The organism is Leifsonia sp. 466MF (assembly GCF_900100265.1).
Taxonomy (GTDB): domain Bacteria; phylum Actinomycetota; class Actinomycetes; order Actinomycetales; family Microbacteriaceae; genus Leifsonia.
This window is the reverse complement of the sequence record NZ_LT629696.1, coordinates 1,713,538-1,731,092: the sequence shown is the minus strand read 5'-3', so window position 1 is coordinate 1,731,092 and position 17,555 is coordinate 1,713,538. Positions and strand designations below refer to the sequence as shown.

The 17,555-nt window shown below is 70.7% G+C and carries 19 protein-coding genes; 5 read left to right on the top strand and 14 right to left on the bottom strand.

What is annotated here, in order from left to right:
• Window positions 1-86: 86 nt before the first annotated feature.
• From BLR91_RS08275 to BLR91_RS08265, 3 genes are read right to left on the bottom strand one after another with little or no spacing between them, the layout of a single operon-like run.
• Window positions 87-1,313: an acyl-CoA dehydrogenase family protein gene (locus tag BLR91_RS08275; protein WP_089875798.1), complete on the bottom strand. Its 1,227-nt coding sequence runs from the start codon at window positions 1,311-1,313 to the stop codon at window positions 87-89.
• Window positions 1,314-1,323: 10 nt separating this feature from the next.
• Window positions 1,324-2,532: an acyl-CoA dehydrogenase family protein gene (locus tag BLR91_RS08270; RefSeq protein ID WP_089875800.1), complete on the bottom strand. Its 1,209-nt coding sequence runs from the start codon at window positions 2,530-2,532 to the stop codon at window positions 1,324-1,326.
• Window positions 2,529-3,950 carry an LLM class flavin-dependent oxidoreductase gene (locus tag BLR91_RS08265; RefSeq protein WP_089875803.1) on the bottom strand — a complete coding sequence of 474 codons (1,422 nt, stop codon included), beginning with the start codon at window positions 3,948-3,950 and terminating at the stop codon, window positions 2,529-2,531. The genes BLR91_RS08270 and BLR91_RS08265 overlap by 4 nt, the downstream gene beginning before the upstream one ends.
• Window positions 3,951-4,148: 198 nt before the next feature.
• On the opposite strand from BLR91_RS08265, the gene BLR91_RS08260 reads away from it, so the two are divergent.
• Genes BLR91_RS08260 through BLR91_RS08250 form a run of 3 tightly spaced genes read left to right on the top strand, consistent with a single transcriptional unit; the run spans window position 4,149 to window position 7,247 of the window.
• Entirely contained in the window at window positions 4,149-5,483 is a 1,335-nt protein-coding gene (locus BLR91_RS08260; protein ID WP_089875805.1) for an ABC transporter substrate-binding protein, read from the top strand.
• Entirely contained in the window at window positions 5,480-6,421 is a 942-nt protein-coding gene (locus BLR91_RS08255; protein ID WP_089875807.1) for a carbohydrate ABC transporter permease, read from the top strand. The genes BLR91_RS08260 and BLR91_RS08255 overlap by 4 nt, the downstream gene beginning before the upstream one ends.
• Complete coding sequence (locus tag BLR91_RS08250; protein ID WP_089875809.1) at window positions 6,414-7,247, top strand: carbohydrate ABC transporter permease; 834 nt, start codon at window positions 6,414-6,416, stop codon at window positions 7,245-7,247. Before BLR91_RS08255 ends, BLR91_RS08250 begins: the two co-directional genes overlap by 8 nt.
• Before the next feature lies 1 nt (window position 7,248).
• On the opposite strand, the gene BLR91_RS08245 is transcribed toward BLR91_RS08250, so the two are convergent.
• Window positions 7,249-8,055, bottom strand: a complete 807-nt coding sequence (locus tag BLR91_RS08245) for an SRPBCC domain-containing protein (protein WP_089875811.1) — start codon at window positions 8,053-8,055, stop codon at window positions 7,249-7,251.
• A 76-nt stretch (window positions 8,056-8,131) separates the two neighbouring features.
• On the opposite strand from BLR91_RS08245, the gene BLR91_RS08240 reads away from it, so the two are divergent.
• Complete coding sequence (locus tag BLR91_RS08240) at window positions 8,132-8,599, top strand: SRPBCC family protein (RefSeq protein WP_089875814.1); 468 nt, start codon at window positions 8,132-8,134, stop codon at window positions 8,597-8,599.
• Between the two features lie 27 nt (window positions 8,600-8,626).
• On the opposite strand, the gene BLR91_RS08235 is transcribed toward BLR91_RS08240, so the two are convergent.
• Window positions 8,627-9,070: an ester cyclase gene (locus BLR91_RS08235; RefSeq protein WP_089875816.1), complete on the bottom strand. Its 444-nt coding sequence runs from the start codon at window positions 9,068-9,070 to the stop codon at window positions 8,627-8,629.
• Window positions 9,071-9,148: 78 nt separating this feature from the next.
• Between BLR91_RS08235 and BLR91_RS08230 the strand changes: the two genes are divergently transcribed.
• A complete protein-coding gene (locus tag BLR91_RS08230) occupies window positions 9,149-9,760 on the top strand; it encodes a TetR/AcrR family transcriptional regulator (RefSeq protein ID WP_089875818.1) in 612 nt (203 codons plus the stop codon).
• Window positions 9,761-9,784: 24 nt separating this feature from the next.
• Here BLR91_RS08230 and BLR91_RS08225 read toward each other — a convergent pair whose 3' ends face one another.
• From BLR91_RS08225 to BLR91_RS08185, 9 genes are all read right to left on the bottom strand, one after another.
• Window positions 9,785-10,027: a hypothetical protein gene (locus BLR91_RS08225; protein WP_018191003.1), complete on the bottom strand. Its 243-nt coding sequence runs from the start codon at window positions 10,025-10,027 to the stop codon at window positions 9,785-9,787.
• Window positions 10,028-10,325: 298 nt separating this feature from the next.
• A complete protein-coding gene (locus BLR91_RS08220) occupies window positions 10,326-10,733 on the bottom strand; it encodes an arsenate reductase ArsC (RefSeq protein ID WP_089875820.1) in 408 nt (135 codons plus the stop codon).
• Window positions 10,734-10,762: 29 nt separating this feature from the next.
• The gene (locus tag BLR91_RS08215) at window positions 10,763-11,572 is read right to left on the bottom strand and encodes an NmrA family NAD(P)-binding protein (RefSeq protein ID WP_089875822.1); all 810 of its coding nucleotides are present in this window, start codon (window positions 11,570-11,572) and stop codon (window positions 10,763-10,765) included.
• A gap of 161 nt (window positions 11,573-11,733) precedes the next feature.
• On the bottom strand, window positions 11,734-13,332 hold the full coding sequence (locus tag BLR91_RS08210; protein ID WP_089875824.1) for an MFS transporter: 1,599 nt from the start codon (window positions 13,330-13,332) through the stop codon (window positions 11,734-11,736).
• A complete protein-coding gene (locus BLR91_RS08205; RefSeq protein WP_231918854.1) occupies window positions 13,329-14,300 on the bottom strand; it encodes a DUF5996 family protein in 972 nt (323 codons plus the stop codon). The genes BLR91_RS08210 and BLR91_RS08205 overlap by 4 nt, the downstream gene beginning before the upstream one ends.
• On the bottom strand, window positions 14,297-14,791 hold the full coding sequence (locus BLR91_RS08200) for a MaoC family dehydratase (RefSeq protein WP_018191008.1): 495 nt from the start codon (window positions 14,789-14,791) through the stop codon (window positions 14,297-14,299). Before BLR91_RS08200 ends, BLR91_RS08205 begins: the two co-directional genes overlap by 4 nt.
• Window positions 14,788-15,753, bottom strand: coding sequence for an alpha/beta hydrolase (locus BLR91_RS08195; RefSeq protein WP_089875828.1), 966 nt, complete (start codon window positions 15,751-15,753; stop codon window positions 14,788-14,790). The genes BLR91_RS08200 and BLR91_RS08195 overlap by 4 nt, the downstream gene beginning before the upstream one ends.
• Before the next feature lie 18 nt (window positions 15,754-15,771).
• Window positions 15,772-16,485, bottom strand: a complete 714-nt coding sequence (locus BLR91_RS08190) for an alpha/beta hydrolase (RefSeq protein ID WP_018191010.1) — start codon at window positions 16,483-16,485, stop codon at window positions 15,772-15,774.
• A gap of 75 nt (window positions 16,486-16,560) precedes the next feature.
• Window positions 16,561-17,484, bottom strand: coding sequence for a helix-turn-helix domain-containing protein (locus BLR91_RS08185; protein ID WP_089875830.1), 924 nt, complete (start codon window positions 17,482-17,484; stop codon window positions 16,561-16,563).
• Window positions 17,485-17,555: the final 71 nt, after the last annotated feature.

Sequence of the window (17,555 nt, the reverse complement as noted above, 5' to 3'; positions counted from 1 at the left end):
TCCGGAGGGGCTGCCCATCGAGCTGTGGGAAGCGCCGGCCGAAGAAGAAATGGATGGAGCCGGCGCCTGAACGAGCCCGTCGCGAGTCAGCTCGCGGTTCCGATCTGCCAGATGTACGGCGGAACCGTGCCGTTGACGCTCCAGTCGCCGACGATGCGCGCCTTGTAGACCCAGGGGTTGTGGGAGGCGACCGTGCGCGCGTTCCGCCAGTGCCGGTCGAGGCCGGCAGCGCGGCTCACCGCGGAGGCGCCCAGCGTGTCGAACAGCCGGGTCGCGGCGAGCGGAACCGACTGGCTGAGCACGATCTGCGCCTGCGCCGAGGCGATCTCCGCCCGGACGTTGGCCTCGTCGTCCTCCGCGCTGCCGCGACGCGTTGCGGTGACGGCGGCCGCATCGAGGGCTTCGCCCACCGAGCGGACCAGTGCTCGCGCGGTGAACGCGACCGCCGAGATCTCGCCGATCACGGCCTGCAGCTGCCCGTCGTCCTTTGCCAGCGGAGCGAGGCCGTGGCTGTACACCCGCGTGCGTGCGCGCAGCGCCTCACCCGCCTCCCGTTCGGTCGCCTGTGCGATGCCCGCCAGCACGCTGACGAGCACCCACTGGTAGAGGGCGGTCTGGTACCGGAAGCGATCGGAGAACCGGAAGACGTCGGCCGGCGAGGCCGCTGCGTCGTCGAAGACCGCGGTGCCGGTGCCGGTCAGCTGCTGGCCGAAACCGTCCCAGTCGTCGCGCACCGACACTCCCGGCTGGTCGACGCGCAGGAGAACGGTCGCGTCGGTGCCGTCCGCGTCCTTCGCGGTCGCGTCGATCCAGTCGGCGTAGAGGCTGCCGGTCGTGTAGAACTTGCGGCCGTCGACGCGCGGGCCGTCCGGCGTGCGACGGATGTGCGTCCCGGAGTCCCCGAGACCCACCGACCCGGTCTCGCTCCAGGCGTTGCCGACGATCTCGCCCGCCGCGAAGCGCTCCAGCCAGGCGTCGCGTTCGGCGGAGGCGGGAGCGGTGAGCCGGTCCTCCACGAAGGCGAAGTGACCGCGGAAGATCTGCGGGAGGTTGGAGTCGGCAGCCGCCAGCTCCACCAGCACCTCGCCCAGCTCGACGAAGCTCAGCCCGGCGCCGCCGTTCTCACGCGGGACGCGCAGAGCACCGAGCCCCGCATCGGCGAGTTCGCGCACCACGCCGGTCGGCAGCTCGTGCTCGCGCTCCCGGCGCGTCGCCGAGCTCCGCAGACGCTCCAGGATCGGCTCCAGCCGTTCGAGCGCTTCGGCGGCGCTCGCGGGCGCGGAGGGACGGGCGGCGGTCGTCGTGTCGGTCATGTCGCTCCGATCAGGTGTACAGGGAGATGGGCTGCAGGTCGCCGTTGACGTAGTACGCGCCGACCTCGAGCTTCTTGTAGTCGACCGGGTCGTGCAGGGTGTGCGTGCGCACGTTGCGCCACCACAGGTCGAGCCCGACGGAGGCGCGAGCCGAGCTGGATCCGGTGACTTCGAACACGCGCGTGGTCACTTCGATCGACACCTCGGTGGAGACGACCTTCAGTCGGGCGATCCGCTGGGCGAGCCGGCCGCGGTCCTCCGCGGTGACGTCCTCGCCCTTGTCCACGACGGCGTCGAACTCGCGGCCGACCGCGTCGGCGAGGGCCTCGACGGCCTCGACCCGCGACAGCAGCTCGCCGAAGACGCGCAGCACGAAGGGGTCCTCGGCGTACCGGTCGACGCCGGAGAGGAACCACGAGTTCGTGCGGGCGAGGGTGAGCTCGCGCGCCTTGGCGAGCGCGCCCTCGGCGATGCCGAGGTACAGGTTGCCGAACGCGAGCTGGATGCCCGGGGTGATCAGGGTAGAGAACGGCTCGTCGCTCAGTTCGCCCAGGATGTCGGACTCGTCCACGGCGACACCGTCGAAGGTGACGGAACCGCTCGCCGACAGCCGCTGGCCGAGCGCATCCCAGTCGCCGTGATAGCGGATGCCCGCCCGGTCGTGGTCGAGGAGCACGAACACCGGGGTCGCGGCCCGCGCGCCGCCCGCGACGGTCGCGGCCGCCAGCACGATGTCGCCGGCGGAGGCGCCGGTCGAGAAGCGCTTGGTGCCGTCGAGGCGGTACCGTCCGTCGCCCAGGTCGGTGAGCGTGAGGTCCGGATCGACCGGGTTGACCGAGTCGCCCCAGACCCAGCGGCCGTCGATCGTTCGGCGGTAGAGGTCCGGCTGGCGCTCCGGGGCGACGGCGAAGCCGATGTTGCCGGAGTTGATGTAGTGATAGGCGAGCACCTGCGCGACCGAGGCGTCGGCACGCGACAGGATGCGGATCACCCGGAAGGCCGTCTCCCAGTGCGCACCGCCTCCGCCGAACTCCGCCGGGTCGAGCAGGTTGACGAGGCCGGCGTCGCGCAGCAGCTCCAGCTCGGCGGTCGGATCCTGGTTCGCCCGGTCACGTTCCAGGGCGTCGACGGCCAGCCGGTCGGCGGCCTCGGTGGCGACGGCCTCCCAGTGCGCGAGCTCGGCGGCGTCGGCCTGTCCGGTCCAATAGCTGCGGGTCATGCTGCTCCTTCGGTCACGGGCTCGCGGCGGTCCGCGGCGCTCGGGCGTCCGCGGTACGCACCGCGGTAGGCGTGCGCGGGGTGCCAGGCGGGCACGACGGCGTCGCCTGTGCCGTTCAGACGTCCCCGCAGGGTCGTCCCGGGCTGCTGGTCGAGGCGGCCGCGGGCGCGCAATTCGGGCACCACCAGCTCGACGAACTCCTCGAAGCTCCCCGGGGTGACCACGTACGCGAGGTTGAATCCGTCGATGCCGCCCACCTCGATCCAGCGCTCCAGCTCGTCGGCGACGGTGGTCGGACTTCCGACGATCACCGGGCCGATCCCGCCGATGCCGACGTACTCGGCGATGTCCCGGGCCGTCCACTGGCGGTTCGGGTCGGCTGTGGTGAAGATCGACAGGGCCGACCGTGCGGCGTCGGTGTCGATGTACTGCAGCGGCTCGTCGAGCGGCAGCTGCGACAGGTCGAGCCCGGACCAGCCGCCGTAGAGCGCGAACGCCCCCTCGGTCGAGACGTAGGTGCGGTACTCGTCGAGCTTGGCCTGCGCCTCCTCGTCGGTCGGCGCGACGATCACCGTTGCGAGGGTCAGGATCTTGACCGTCTCTGCCGGTCGGCCGATCGCGGCGGCACGGGCACGGATGTCGTCCGTCGCCTTGCGCGTGAGCTCGGGCGTGAGGCCGTTGATGAAGATGGCCTCGCCGTGCTTCGCCGCGAACTCCCGGCCCTTCGGCGACGCGCCGGCCTGGAAGACGGCGGGCGTACGCTGCGGGCTCGGCTCGCTCAGGTGGATGCCGGGCACCCGGTAGTGCTCGCCGTCATGCTCGATCGGGTGCACCAGTGCCGGGTCGGTGAAGACGCCGGCCTCGCGGTCGCGCAGGACCGCGCCGTCCTCCCACGACCCCTCCCACAGCTTGTACGTGACGTCGAGGAACTCTTCGGCGATCCCGTACCGGTCGTCGTGGGCGATCTGCTTGCGCAGCCCCAGGTTGCGGGCGGCGGAGTCGAGGTACGAGGTGACGACGTTCCAGCCGATCCGGCCCTTGGTCAGGTGGTCGAGCGTCGAGAACCGGCGCGCGAGCAGGTAGGGCTGCTCGTACGTGGTTGCGACGGTCACGCCGAAGCCGAGACGCTCGGTCACCGCCGCCATCGCGCTGATCTGCACGACCGGGTCGCCGAGCGGGACCTGCGCAGCATCGAGCAGCGCCGGGGCGGCGGAGTCGCGGTAGACGTCGTACACCCCGAGCACGTCGGCGAGGAAGAGGGCGTCGAACCCGCCGCGCTCGAGCGTCCGGGCCAGAGAGGTCCAGTAGTCGAGGTCGGTGTAGCGGTGTGCCTGGTTGTCGGGATGACGCCAGAGTCCGGGTGCCTGGTGGGTGACGCAGCTCATATCGAACGCGTTGAGGATGATTCGGTCGGCCATAGGTGCGGAACGCTAGCGGCTCCCGCGCCCGCGGGCCAGCGCATGTGACGCCAGATTGCGTCGGCGTAGCACAGCGTCACACTCGGTTGCGGCAGAGCCGGGGAAGTCCCTACCGTGACGGCACTCACCATCCGGCTTTCCGTGCGTCCGGCCTTCCGCGCCCGGCACCCACCTCCGATCCCTTCCCGAGGAGCACCCATGACATCCCGACGACGTTCCGCCGCTGCGGTCGCCGCCCTCGCCGCCACCGCACTCGTGCTCGCGGGCTGCGCCGGCGCCTCGAACGGCTCCAGCGCATCCACCGCCTCCGACGGCAAGAAGTTCGCCGGTCAGACCTTGACCGTGGAGATGATCTCGTCGCACGAAGGCGCCGCCAAGTGGCTCGCCGCCGAGTTCAAGAAGGAGACCGGCGCCACCGTCAAGACCGTCATCGTTCCCTATGACGAGATCGGCTCCAAGATCGCGCTCGACCAGCAGTCCGGTGCGAACACGATCGATGCGGCGGCGCCCTGGTACGTCTCGCTCGGCGATCTCGCCGCCGACGGCGCCATCCAGGACCTGTCCTCCTGGATCAAGGACGACAAAGCGCTCGACACGTCCGACTTCATCCCGTCGATCTACGACGCGTACAGCAAGGTCGGCGACAAACGCTACGGCCTGCCGTTCGACGGCGACACGCACGTGCTGTTCTACAACAAGGAGATCCTTGCGAGGAACGACATCCAGGCGCCGCCGAAGACCTGGGACGAGTATCTGCAGGACGTGAAGACCATCACCGCGAACGAGTCGGCGCAGGGCGTGTACGGCGCCGCGGTCTTCGGGCAGAAGTCGCCGCTCATCCTCGGCGCCAGCTACGCCAACCGCCTCGCCGGCTTCGGCGGCGAGTTCCTCGACGAGAAGGGCAAGCCCGCGCTCGACTCCGAGGCGGCCGTTCAGGCGGCGCAGGCGCTGGTGGATGTGAACAAGTACGCGCTGCCCACGCCGGCCGAGACGGACTTCGGCGCGGGGAACAGCGCCTGGTTCGCCGGCAAGGTCGGGTTCATCGAGAACTGGACCGACCTCGGCGTCCGCTCGGAGGACGCATCCAGCGACTCGAAGGTCGCCGGCAAGTGGGGCGTCGTGACGCTGCCGACCGGTGGATCCAACACGACCTCCCGCGCATCGCTGGTCGCCGGCTTCACCTGGGTGATCACCGCCAACACCAAGAAGACCGACCTGGCCAAGGCGTTCATCCAGTTCGCGACCTCGTCGAAGGTCAACGCCCAGCTGCTCGTCGCGTCGCCGCCCACCGGGATCGACCCGAACCGGGAGAGCTCGCTGAACGACGCGACCTACGGCAAGGACTTCCCGACGATTCAGAACGTCAACAAGGCCACCCTGACCGGATCGCTCGCCTGGCCCACCGGGAAGCACGCGACGGAGCTCGCCCAGGTGCTGACGGACGGCCTCGCCAAGCTGCTCGCCGGCCAGGGCGGGAGCGCCAAGCAGACGATGGACGACATCCAGAAGAAGTGGGAGAGCATCCTCAAGTGACGGAGGCCACCCTCGTCACCGACGCCGCCCCCCGGGCCGCCGCGCGCACACCCGCGCGGCGCGACCGGGCGGGCGGCGCCGGCGTGCGCCGTGCCATGGTCGCGCCGACCGTGCTCGCGACGCTCGTGCTCGGCGCGTACCCGCTCGTCTTCATCGTGCTGACCGCGCTGTCGGAGTCGTCGCTCGGCCGGCCGCTGCAGAGCTGGGTCGGCACAGCCAACCTCACCGACGCCCTCACCGACGGGGATGTGACCGCCTCGCTCGCGCGCAACGTGGTCTACGCCCTGGTGGTGTCGGCGGCGAGCACCGTGCTCGGCGTCGTCACCGCGCTGGCGCTGCGCAGCGCGACCTCTCGCGGCTCGCTCAGCCGCACCCTCCTGCTGCTGCCCCTGATCACTCCGCCGGTGATCGTCGGCGTGCTCTGGAAGCTGATCTTCAACCCGTCGGGCGGCCTGCTCAACACGCTGCTGAGCCTGGTCGGGTACCACGGCGCGCCCGTCGCCGTACTGTCGTCGCCGGGCTGGGCGCTCGTCGGGATCGGCGTCGCCGACGTGTGGGAGTGGACCCCGCTGATCGCGCTCCTCGTCTTCGCAGCACTCCTCGGACAGGACCGTGAAGTCGCCGAGGCCGCGGCGCTCGACGGTGCGCACGGCTTCCGCTTCTTCCGCAGCATCACGCTACCCGCCATCGCCGGCACCATCGCCGCGGCCTTCCTCATCCGGCTGGTGCTCGCCTTCAAGGTGTTCGACCTCGTCTTCGTGCTGACCTCGGGAGGGCCCGGCACATCCACGAGCATGCCCGCGTACCTGATCTACCAGGCAGCACTGCAGCAGTTCGACCTCGGCCGGTCGTCGGCCATCACACTGCTGCTCGCCGTCGTGGTGACCGTCGTGACACTGCCCGTCATCCTCATCGCCAGGAGGCTCCACCGTGACTGACCGCCTGCTCGCCGGATCCCGCGACCGTCGGCCCATCGCCGCGGTCGTCGTGCTCGCGCTGGTGCTCGCCGGCACGCTGATCCCGATCGCGTACCTCGTGTCGGTGTCGCTGATGTCGCGCGCTGACGTCGGCGCCGGCCTCCTCGTTCCCGCACACCCGCAGCCGCAGAACTGGGTGAACGCCCTCTCCGGCGGCCTGCTGCAAGGCGTGTTCAACTCCCTCGTCGCCGCCCTGGCCGGTGCTGCGCTGACGCTCGTCATCGCCGTGCCTGCGGCCTGGGCGATCACCCGGTACCGTGCGGGAGGGCGCACGCTGGCGGCGACCGTGCTGAGCCCGTGGCTGCTGCCGCCGATCGTCGCGGTCATCCCGCTGTTCACGCTGCTCCGGTCGCTGTCGCTCAACAACACGCTCCCCGGACTGACCCTGGTCTACGCCCTCTCGAACGTCGCGGTCGCCGTCTGGCTGCTCGAAGGCTTCACCCGCCGCATCCCCGCCGAGCTGGACGAGGCCGCCCAGCTGGACGGCGCGGGAGGCTTCCGCGTGCTGGTCAGCATCGTCACCCCGCTGCTCGCCCCGGCGCTCGTCGCGGTCGGCATCATCGTCGCGGTGCTCAACTACAACGAGTTCCTTCTCGCCGCCTTCCTCACCCAGTCGCCGGATGCGCAGACCCTCCCGGTCGTGCTGACGCTGATGCTGGGGGAGCGGATCACCGACTACGGCAAGCTCGCGGCGGCATCGGTGATCGGGCTCATCCCGGTGTTCGCCGCGGCCGCGTTCTTCCAGCGCCGGCTGGTGTCGGGGCTGACGGCGGGGTCGACGCGCTGAGTCACGCCGGGCGTGCCGCGACCTCCGCCAGGGCGTCCAGCAGCTGCGTCCACCCCGGTTCGAGGCCGGCGATCATGGGTGCGGTTGCAGCATCCGCGTCTGCCACCCGGATCGTGAGCTCCATGCGGCAACGCGTCCTGCCCGACAGGGTCAACTCGTGCACGGCGTCGAACAGCGGCTTCCCGTCAGGCCCGAGGGGTGCGAGCGTGAACTCCAGGCGGCGTCCCGGCTCCGCGGCACTGACCGTACCGGCCGAGGCGTAACGCGCGCCGTCGGCCTCACGCAGGCGGAGCTCGACGCGACCGCCGGGAGTCGCATCCAACTGGCTGCGCTCGACTTCGAAATGCCGGGGAGCCCACCACTGCGCGAGGAGGCGGGGATCGGTCCAGGCCTCCCACACCTGTGCCGGAGGAGCGGGGATGGTGCGACGGAAGCGCAGGACGGTCGCGTGACCGCCCGGCTCGTCGGAGATCCGCGCCTCGGTTGCCGCTACCGCGTCTGCGTATCGCGCGAGGGCGACGTCGTCCGGAGTCGCCGTCGACAGACCGCCGAGCCAGTCGGCGACCTCGTCGAGGACCGCTCGGTTCAGGGAGGCGAGTTTGCGCCGGCCCAGCCGGTGGATACGCACCACGCCGGCAGCCTCGAGTGCCTGGAGGTGCTTGGTCGTCTGAGGCTGCAAGGCCCCGAGGACGGCGGCGACCTCGCCGACCGTGTGCGGGCGGATGGCCAGCGTCTCGATGATCCGGAACCGCGTCGGTTCTGCGAGTACCGCGAGGATCGCGTGCACCCGGTCGCTCTCGACCGCCATTCGATCCTCCGATCGATCGATGCTTGACACATTCGTCGCAACGAATATATCGTGCGATCAAACGAAGGAGCAAATCATGGAAACGATCGAACGTACCATCGCAGCCCCGGCCGAGACGGTCTGGGAATTGTGGACCACCCCGCAGGGCATCGGGCGCTGGTGGGCGCCGGACGGGTTCCGCACCGACGTGTCCGCACTCGACCTGCGGCCCGGAGGTGAGCTCGTCTACACGATGACGGCGACGGCGCCCGAGCAGGTGGCGTTCATGGAGCAGAACGGGATGCCGCTGAGTACGGAATCTCGCAAGACCTTTACGACGGTCGAGCGGCCGACACGGCTCGGGTACCGCTCCCTGATCGACTTCGTGCCCGGCCACGAGCCCTACGAGCAGCTGACCGAGATCGAGCTCGGGCCGGTCGACGGTGGGACGCGTGTGATCATGAGGGTCGAGCCGCTGCACGACGAGGTGTGGACCGAGCGGCTCCTGGCCGGCCGGGCGAACGAGCTGGACAACCTTGCACGCCTGGTTGACACAGGGGAGTAGCTCGCCAGGCGAAGGCCGTGGCGCCGTTCACTGCGGCTGAGGGACCTCGATACGACCGAGCTGGAGCAGGATCGCGAAGCGGTCGGGCACGCCCCAGTGCTCGACGATCCGCCCCTCGGCGACCCGCGCGACGTCGATCACGGTGAAGTGCACCGGCCGCCCGGTCGGCGCTCCGAGGAAGGGCCCCGTGTTGGTTCCCGCACCTTCGGCGCGGACCCAGACGATGTCGTCACGTTGAGCCCAGTCCCCGATGGTGAATCGGAGGTCCGGGAAGGCGGTGTGCACGTCGGCCATGCCCTTCTTGACCTTGGCGATGGCGTCGGCGCCCGTCCCGGCGAGCCCGAGCTGGTGTTCGACGAGGTCGGGGGAGCAGAGCTCGTCGACGATGTCGGTGCGGCCGCCGGCGAATCCCTCGTGGAGCATCCGCTCCAGGAGGACGACCGCGGCCGGTTCTGTGTCTGTGGTGATCATGGGAGGACTCCTTCGTCTGCACCTTGACTGCGGTCAGTGCAGTGACACTGCATTGACTGCACCATTAGTATCGATCTCGTGAACGCCGACGTCAAGACCGCATCCTCCTACCGGCAGGAGCAGGCGCTGCAGACGCGCCTCCGCATCGCGACCGCCGCTCAGGCACTGTTCGCACGCGACGGGTATGCGGTGACCAGCATCGAGGCGATCGCCCGGGAGGCCGGCGTCGGCACCCGGACCGTCTACGCCGCCTACGGGGCCAAGCGCGAGATCCTCAACGTGATCTGCGAGCGCTGGCTGGAGCGGGCGCGCGCCCGCGAGCTCGCCCGCGAGATCCTCGAACTGCCGGAGCCGGGGGAGCGGATGGCGGGAGCGGCCCGCTGGCTGACGGTGCTGTACTCGACCGATTTCGACGTCGCGCGCATCCTCGACTCCGCTCTGGACGAGGATGCGGAGACTCAGGCCCTGCTGCGCTCGAAGCTCCGCGCGCGCAACCGCGTGATGGACAGCCTGATCGCCTCCGTGGGGGACGCGCTGGTCGTTCCCCTGGCCGAGGCCCAGGCGGTGTACCGGGCGTTCGCCGCGAGCGGCGTCTACCTCGAGCTGGTCGTCAATGCCGGATGGACGCCGGAGCACTTCGAGCAGTGGCTGGCGGCCACGCTGGAGGGCCAGCTGCTCGGGATGCGGTAGCCGGGCTGCGGGTCGCCCGCGCGGTCAGTGGTTGCGCGGGTCGCTCGGACCGCCTCGCGTGCCCTTGTGAGCCTCCTCGATGATCCGGACGTCGTGCACGGTGACGCTCTCGGTCATCAGAAGGTCGAGCGACGTGACGAACAACCGCCCGATCTCCTCGGGCGTCACCTCGGGTCCGGGAACGTCGACGCGGAACCCCTGCGCCTGCAATCCGCCCTCGTTCGAGAACGTCACCTCGGCGTCGAACACCGCGCGATACTGCGTCATCGTCCCCTCACCCCTCTCGTCCCTTATCGGCACGCAGAGCCTAGCCTCCGCCCATGCGCGGGAAACGGAGGACATCCCGCGGCCCGGACGCTCGGACATCCTCCGTTCTGGCGCGGCGGCGGGGTGTCGCCGCAGCATCCCCTCCCTTTCCGACCGCGCCGCGAGCGAAGGTTCGAGTGCGGGAACGGAGGCGATTCGGCAGCCTGACCCCGTGAAACGCCGGAAACGGAGGGGATGTGGGCGAGCGTGTCCGAAATCCCCTCCGTTTCCGACCGCGCCGCGAGCGGCACGGCCAGGTTCAGCCGGCGGGCAGCAACTCCGCGATGAGGGTCTCGACGCGCCGCTTGATATCGTCGCGCACCGGGCGCACCTGCTCCACCGGGAGACCGGCGGGGTCGGTGAGGTCCCAGTCCTCATAGCGTTTGCCCGGGAAGATCGGGCAGGTGTCACCGCATCCCATCGTGATCACCACGTCGGACTCGCGCACGGCGTCCGTCGTCAGGATCTGCGGGGTGTTCCCGGCGATGTCGATGCCCTCCTCGGCCATCACGGAGACGGCCGCGGGATTGAGCCGGTCCGCGGGCTCGGAGCCGGCGGACAGCACCTCGACGCGACCCCCGGACAGTTCGCGGAGGTATCCGGCGGCCATCTGGGAGCGTCCCGCATTGTGCACGCAGACGAACAGGACGGTGGGGCGGTCGGACACGGCGGCCTCGCATTCTCTCGGTACCCGAATCATAGATGACCGTCGATGTCTTCGACCACGCTCGCGGCGACCGCCTCGACCCTGCGCGGCTCGCGTCCGAGCAGCCGACGGAGATCGTCCGTCTCGTGCGCGAGCACCCCCGCGGCTGCCGCGGCATGCAACGGCCCGAACGGACCCGCATCGGCCGCGGACACATCCCGGTGTGCGACGGGACGGCCAAGCAGACCGCTCAGGATGCGGGCGAGCTCTTCGTAGGTCCACGCCGGCCCGCGCAGCTCCCACAGCTCCTCGCCGGGCGGATCGACGACCACCCGGGCGGCGGCTTCTGCGAGGTCGGCGATGGATGCGGTGGCCAGCGGACGGGATGCGGTGGCCGACCCTATCCATCCGCTCGCCGCCTGTTCGACCGCGGCCGTCACGAACGGCTCCGTGTAGAACCCGTTGCGCAGGACGGTCGCCGCGCCGCGTTCGCGCAGGGCCGCCTCCGTCGCCGCATGCGCAGGGTCATGGTCGCCGCCGTGGACGCTGGTGTAGACGACGTGTTCGAGCGAGGCCGCAGCGGCGAGCACCGCGCGGTGCTGCCGGAGTCGCTCGTCCGGATCGAGCACGGGACTCGAGACGAACAGCAGGCGGTCGATCCCGCGGAAGGCCGTGGCGAGGCCCGCGGGATCGGCGTAGTCGGCGTGTCGCGCATCCACTCCGATCCGCCGCAGCCGGCCGGCCGCCTCGTCGGACCGGACGAGCGCATGCACCTCCTCGGCGGGGTGGAGGGTGAGCAGGGATCGGACGGCCGCGCCGCCGAGACGACCGGACGCGCCGGTGATGAGGATGTGGGTCATTGCGTGCTCCTGAAGAGTCGACGATAAAGGGTTCCGGGGCGGGGGAGTCGAGGACTCCCGGCCGTCACGAGACCGTCGTCGCGCGCACGCGAGGGAAGGCTGCCGTCAGGCGCCTGTGGGGATCACGGTGTGAGAAATCATCCGCCGCCGAGGCTACCGCATCACGGAGCGTGGAAGTAGTGCCGTTCCACCGGCTCGGTGCTGCTCAACGCGCGCGCCGCCTCCCAGAGCTCCCGGTCGCGTCCGGTGAAGCGCTGCGTCCGTTGCCGGGTGAACTCGCCCCAGGAGGGGACGAGGAACGTCTCCAGCATCGTGTCCGGGTGGTCGCCACTGCGGTACAGCCGCCAGCGGTAGCCGCCGGTGCGTCTGCGGGAGTCGGCCACCTGCCGGATGGCCCGCTCGAACGCGGCGCGGTCGGCGTCGCTCACGCGGTACGACATCTCGATCAGCACCGGCCCGTCGGTCGGGTCTGGTTCGAAGACGAGCATCGGCTCGGGCCACGAGTTCGCGATGGTCCGGTCGATGGTCGCCGTGCCGGGGAGCAGGGGGAGCGGACGCACGCTGACCGCCACGACGACCAGCAGGACGGCCGAGATCACGAGCGCCGTGGTGGTACCGGCCGCCTGCGCCAGCACGCCGAACAGGAACGACCCGATGGCCATCGCGCCCATGAAGAACAGGATGTAGACGGCGACCGCCCGCGACCGCACCCACTGCGGGAGCGTCAGCTGCAGGGCGGCGTTGAGGACGGTGAGGGTGCCGATCCAGGCGAGCCCGGCTACGACGAGCACGACGAGCGCGACGACGAACGGCGCGAACGCGGCGGCGACCGTGCCCAACGCGAAGAGGAAGGCGCTCGCGGAGATCACGACGTTGTCGCTGAACCGCTTCCGGGCGACGGGCAGCAGGAACACGCCCGCGACGGCACCGACGCCCAGCGCGCCGAGCAGCAGGCCGTATCCACTCGAGTCGAGCCCCAGGCGGGTCGCCGTGAGCGGCAGCAGGGCCCAGAGCGCGCTGGCCGGGAAGGCGAACAGCACCGAGCGGAGAAGGATGCGCCGCACGAGGTGCGCCGACAGTGTGTACCGGACGCCCGCGCGCAGAGCCGGGCCGAACCGCTCGCGGTCGTCGAGGCCGGGCTGCGGCGGGCGACGCCACCACATCAGCGCGGCGACGGCTCCGAGGAAGCTGACGGCGTTGATCCCGAAGACCACGGGCGTCCCGAAGAGCGACAGCACGACGCCCGCGAGAGCCGGACCGATCGCCCGGGCGCCGTTGACGGTCACACCACCGAGCGCGGCGGCCGCGACCACCTGCTCGCGCGGGACGAGCTCCGGCTGGATCGCCTGCCAGGCCGGCGACGTCAGCGTGGATGCGACGCCGAGCAGCAGCGTGAACCCGAGCAGTGTCGGAGCGGTGAGGGCACCGGACGCGGCGACCACGGTCAACCCCACAGCGAGGACAGCACTGGCCGCCGACCCCCAGATCAGCAGTTTGCGGCGGTCGAACGAGTCGGCGAGCACGCCCGCCGGGAGCGAGAACACCACCGCCGGGAGCAGGCTCGCCGTCTGCACCAGCGCGATCACCACGCTGTCCGCGTGCGATTCGACCAGGAACCACTGGGCGCCGACGGTCTGCATCCACGTCCCGATGTTGCTGCCGAGCTGCGCGAACCACAGCACGCGGAACACCGAGATCGCCAGGGGCGCCCAGGGGGAGAGGGATGCGGCTGCCGCCGTCTTGCTCGCGGGCGCGGTCATCGCGCGGTCACGGGATGCGCCGCGTCGGCATCGGCCGCCTCGCCATGCGTTACCTCGCCATGCACTCCCTGGCCACCGGGCACCGGCCACCGCCCAAGCTCGGCGGCGGCCCGATACGTCGCCTCGAGGAAGTCGCGGACCAGCCCCTCCGGGTCCTCCGCATGCCGGACGTTCTCGTACGGCAGCAGGAACTCGCCGAGCTCATCGCTGTAGAACGCCCCCGCGGGCATCGGCGTCCGCTCGAACCCGTCCGGCGCGGGGTACGCGTACGAGTAGAAGGCGCCCTCGGCTCCTCCGCCCGGCCAGAAGCCGGCGCTGCTCAGCTCGCGGGAGTAGCCCTCCAGCATGACGCTGTCCGGGCAGTTCGGCGCGCCCCCGGGATGCGGCGGTGCGGTCCGACCCGAGAACCGGGTGACCGCCAGATCCATCGCACCCCAGAAGTAGTGCACGGGGCTCACCTTGCCGGTGAAGCCCGAGCGGAATTCGAGCAGCATCCGCTGGGCGTCGATCAGCTGCCGCCAGAACGCCCGCGCCTGCTCGGGCTCGTACGTGCAGTGCTCAGTGTCCTCGGCGAACGGGATGGCCACCGCCACCTCGTTGGGGACCGCGTGGATGTCGACGGTCACGCCGAGGTCGGCGAGCGCCTCCAGCGTCGCGGCGTAGAACGTGGCGACCGAGTGCCCGGCCAGCGGGAAGCGGCGCAGGCCGCCGTCGCTGGTGCGCACTACGAGCTCGTGGTCGACGAAGTCGAACTCGATGTCGAGGATCCGCGACGGGAGGGGGATGGGGCCGGTGCCGAGCCCGCGGGCGCTCGGATACAGCGTGACGTGCCACCAGTGGTTGATGGGCGGCGTCAGCGCCATCCGGATCTTCCCGACGACCTGCGTCCACATGTGGAGCGTGTCGCGCGTCGCGACCCACCTGTCGACGGGGAGCTGCACCCGTGGCTCGGCGACCGGCGCCATCATCCCTCCGCCGGCTGCGGAGTCCGCCGCAACAGGTAGGTGTGCTCGCCGGAGAGGACGACCTCCGACCGCTGATTGTGCACGGTCACCGCTGCGGTGACGATTCCGTTGGGGCCGTCCGGTGTCAAGGCGGTGATCTCCAGTTGCGAGTAGAGGGTGTCGCCGGCGTGGACCTCCTGGAGGAAGCGCGCCGAGAGCCCGGTGAACGCGATGAATACCTCTCCGATGATATGCGGGAACAGGGTCGCCCCCGGAGCGGTGAAGGCGAGCACCTGGAGGCCGTGCACGACGGGAGCGCTGTGGCCGTGCGCCTTCGCCCACACCTCGTCGTAGTGCACGGGGTGGTTGTCGGCCGACACGGCCTGGAACGCCGATGCGTGCGCGTCGGTGACCGTGCGGCTCGGCGCCCGGAAGACCTCGCCCACGGTCAGCTGTTCGAAGGTGCGCGGCTCGACGATGGCGAAGTCGAGCGGATCGAACGTCGCGCCGCTCATGACGCCAGCCAGTCGCTCAGGAAGGCGACCGCCTGCGCGACGGCCGCACGCGCCTGCGGGGTGTCGTGCATGCTGTTGACCATCACGAAGTCGTGGATGATGCCCTCGTACCGCACACCCGTGACCGCCACACCGGCCCGGCGGAGCTTGGCCGCGTACGCCTCGCCCTCGTCGCGGAGCACGTCGCACTCCGCGTTGATGACGAGTGCGGGCGGAAGCCCGGCGAGCTGTTCCTCGGTCGCCCGCAGCGGTGAGACGGTGATGCTCGCGCGCTCGTCGGCGCTCGTCGTGTACTGGTCCCAGTACCAGAGCATCGCGTCCCGGGTGAGCCAGTAGCCGTCCGCGAACTCCTGGTACGAGCCGTCGTCGAACGCCGCATCCGTCACCGGATAGAACAGCACCTGGCCGCGGAACGCGAGGTCGCCGCGCTCCTTCGCCATCAGCGTGAGGGCGATGGCCATGTTGCCGCCGACGGAGTCGCCGGCGATCGCCATGCGGGTTCCGTCGAGCTCTTCGTCGGCACCGTGCTCGACGACCCACTTCGCCACGGTGTACGACTGCTCGTTCGCGACCGGGTAGCGGACGTCGGGGGAGCGCGTGTACTCCGGGAACACGACCGCGGCCCCCGTGCCGACCGCGAGGTCGCGGACCAGGCGGTCGTGGGTGTGGGCGTCGCCGAACACCCAGCCGGCGCCGTGCGTGTACAGCACGACCGGAAGGGGACCGGATGCGCCCTGCGGCCGGACGATCCGGACAGGAACGGAGCCGGTCGGACCGCCGTCGACGGTGATCCACTTCTCATCGACGGCGGGCTTCGCGATCTCGGAGTCCTGGACCTGGTCGACCGCCTTCCTGCCCTCCTCCGGCGGGAGCTGGTAGAGGAAGGGTGGGTTCGCGGTTGCCTCGCAGAACGCCTGCGCGGCGGCCTCGAGTGCGTAGCCGTGCGGGTTGGCTGTCGCCATGCTGGTCGCTCCCGTCGCTCAGGCCAGCTCGGCGGCGGCGTCGGCGATGACCTTCGCCACCTCGGCGGGGTGGGAGCGCATCACCAGGTGCGGCGCGTCGATCTCGATCACTGAGCGCAGCCCGGCCCGCTTGTAGCCGAAGCGCTCGACATCCGGGTTGATGGTGTGGTCGGCCGACGAGACGATGCCCCATCCCGGCTTCGTCTTCCACGCCGCGACCGGAGCGGTCTCGCTGAACGCCAGCGCGGCGAGCGGACGCTGCGACGCGGCGAGCACCTCGCTGACCTCGCGGTCGATGCCGGCGGCGAACACGTCCGGGAACGCATCCACCTTCACCGACACGTCGGTCCCGGGCTCGGAGCCCTCGATGGGGAACGGCGTGTAGACCAGGTTGGCGGCGAGGTCGGAGTCGGGGAAGCCGCCCTGCAGCTGCCCGAGGCTCTCGCCCTCGTCGAGTGCGTAACCCGAGATGTAGACGAGCCCGACGACGTTGTCCGCCGCACCGGCGACGGTGATCACCGCGCCGCCGTAGGAGTGGCCCGCCAGGAGCACGGGGCCGTCGATCTGCTCGACGACCGAGCGGATGTACGCCGAGTCGCCGAGGAGGCTGCGGTTCGGGACCGCGGGAACGCGCACCGTGTGGCCCTGGTCGAGCAGGATGCGGGTGACAGGAGCGAAGCTCGCCGCGTCGGCGAAGGCTCCGTGGATGAGGACGATGGTGGGTGTGGCCATGACGCCGATCCTTTCGTTGGGGTTCGATCGCCACGCTAAGAGGGGCACGGAAGCCGTGTCGTGGCCCTCTCGGGGTCACCGTCCGACGCCCGGCTCGTCTTCGATCAGCTCGTCCGGAGACGGAACGGCGACGTCGGCGGAGTCGAGGGCGCGATCGACCCGCAGCCTCGCCTGGAGGTACTCGATCGCCGCGGCCGCCGGGGAGCCGGGGTCGCCGAAGAACGTCGTCAGGTGCTGGCCGCCTCCCGGAACCTCGAATGTCTGCCAGCGGAAGGGGATGTAGTCGAACGGCTCGATGTGCACGAGCGCGACGCCGCGCCGCTGCGGGCGCGCTTCGTGGCTCGCCCAGACGTCGCGGAAGTCCTTGGAGCGCGAGGACAGTGCTGCGACGAGCAGCTGCAGCCGCGGGTCGTCGGGCTCGGCGTGGTAGCGGAGGCTGGCGACGGCCCCGCGCACCGCCCGCTGCCAGTAGGGCCGTCGGTCGTCGCCCGCCGCGAGGGCTGCGTCGACGATCGCCTCGACCATGTTCGCGCCGGGAGGCAGGGACAGCGGGATGAACGCGCGGCCCAGGTGGTTCACGGCCAGCACGTCCTGGTTGCGGTCGACCACGTACGCGGGCGCCATCGTCCACTGGTCGAGGAGGACGTTCACGTTGTCCAGCACGTCTGCCGGAGTCCCGCTGAGGGCCGGCGGGCAGTCCGCGGTGTGCCGGGCGGGGACCGTCTGCCCGGCGAGCCGGAACAGGTACACCGTCGCGTCGGCGTCGAGCTGCAGCGCACGGCCGAGCGCCAGCAGGACCTGCGGTGACGGCTGGTGGTCGCGTCCCTGCTCCAGCCGCAGGTAGTACTCGGGGCTGATGCCGGCCATCCCGGCCACCTCCTGGCGGCGGAGGCCACGCACGCGACGGCGCGGTTCGGAGCGGAGTCCGACGTCCTCCGGAAGCAGGGCGTCGCGGCGGGCGCGGAGGTAGGCGCCGAGGGCGGCGTTGGAGTCGCTCATGTGCGGAGGGTCCTGTCGTGGAGGCGCCGTACTGGATTCACCACTCCAGATTGTCTCAGATGCGCGCGAAG

What these genes read in the sequence shown, in the direction of transcription:
- BLR91_RS08240 (WP_089875814.1), top strand. Translation starts at nt 8,132, where the DNA reads ATGGAAACGATCGAACGTACCATCGCAGCCCCGGCCGAGACGGTCTGG.
- BLR91_RS08185 (WP_089875830.1), bottom strand. Translation starts at nt 17,484, where the DNA reads ATGAGCGACTCCAACGCCGCCCTCGGCGCCTACCTCCGCGCCCGCCGC.
- BLR91_RS08200 (WP_018191008.1), bottom strand. Translation starts at nt 14,791, where the DNA reads ATGAGCGGCGCGACGTTCGATCCGCTCGACTTCGCCATCGTCGAGCCG.
- BLR91_RS08225 (WP_018191003.1), bottom strand. Translation starts at nt 10,027, where the DNA reads ATGACGCAGTATCGCGCGGTGTTCGACGCCGAGGTGACGTTCTCGAAC.
- BLR91_RS08215 (WP_089875822.1), bottom strand. Translation starts at nt 11,572, where the DNA reads ATGACCCACATCCTCATCACCGGCGCGTCCGGTCGTCTCGGCGGCGCG.
- BLR91_RS08195 (WP_089875828.1), bottom strand. Translation starts at nt 15,753, where the DNA reads ATGGCGACAGCCAACCCGCACGGCTACGCACTCGAGGCCGCCGCGCAG.
- BLR91_RS08260 (WP_089875805.1), top strand. Translation starts at nt 4,149, where the DNA reads ATGACATCCCGACGACGTTCCGCCGCTGCGGTCGCCGCCCTCGCCGCC.
- BLR91_RS08270 (WP_089875800.1), bottom strand. Translation starts at nt 2,532, where the DNA reads ATGACCCGCAGCTATTGGACCGGACAGGCCGACGCCGCCGAGCTCGCG.
- BLR91_RS08210 (WP_089875824.1), bottom strand. Translation starts at nt 13,332, where the DNA reads ATGACCGCGCCCGCGAGCAAGACGGCGGCAGCCGCATCCCTCTCCCCC.
- BLR91_RS08205 (WP_231918854.1), bottom strand. Translation starts at nt 14,300, where the DNA reads ATGATGGCGCCGGTCGCCGAGCCACGGGTGCAGCTCCCCGTCGACAGG.
- BLR91_RS08235 (WP_089875816.1), bottom strand. Translation starts at nt 9,070, where the DNA reads ATGATCACCACAGACACAGAACCGGCCGCGGTCGTCCTCCTGGAGCGG.
- BLR91_RS08275 (WP_089875798.1), bottom strand. Translation starts at nt 1,313, where the DNA reads ATGACCGACACGACGACCGCCGCCCGTCCCTCCGCGCCCGCGAGCGCC.
- BLR91_RS08265 (WP_089875803.1), bottom strand. Translation starts at nt 3,950, where the DNA reads ATGGCCGACCGAATCATCCTCAACGCGTTCGATATGAGCTGCGTCACC.
- BLR91_RS08190 (WP_018191010.1), bottom strand. Translation starts at nt 16,485, where the DNA reads ATGGCCACACCCACCATCGTCCTCATCCACGGAGCCTTCGCCGACGCG.
- BLR91_RS08245 (WP_089875811.1), bottom strand. Translation starts at nt 8,055, where the DNA reads ATGGCGGTCGAGAGCGACCGGGTGCACGCGATCCTCGCGGTACTCGCA.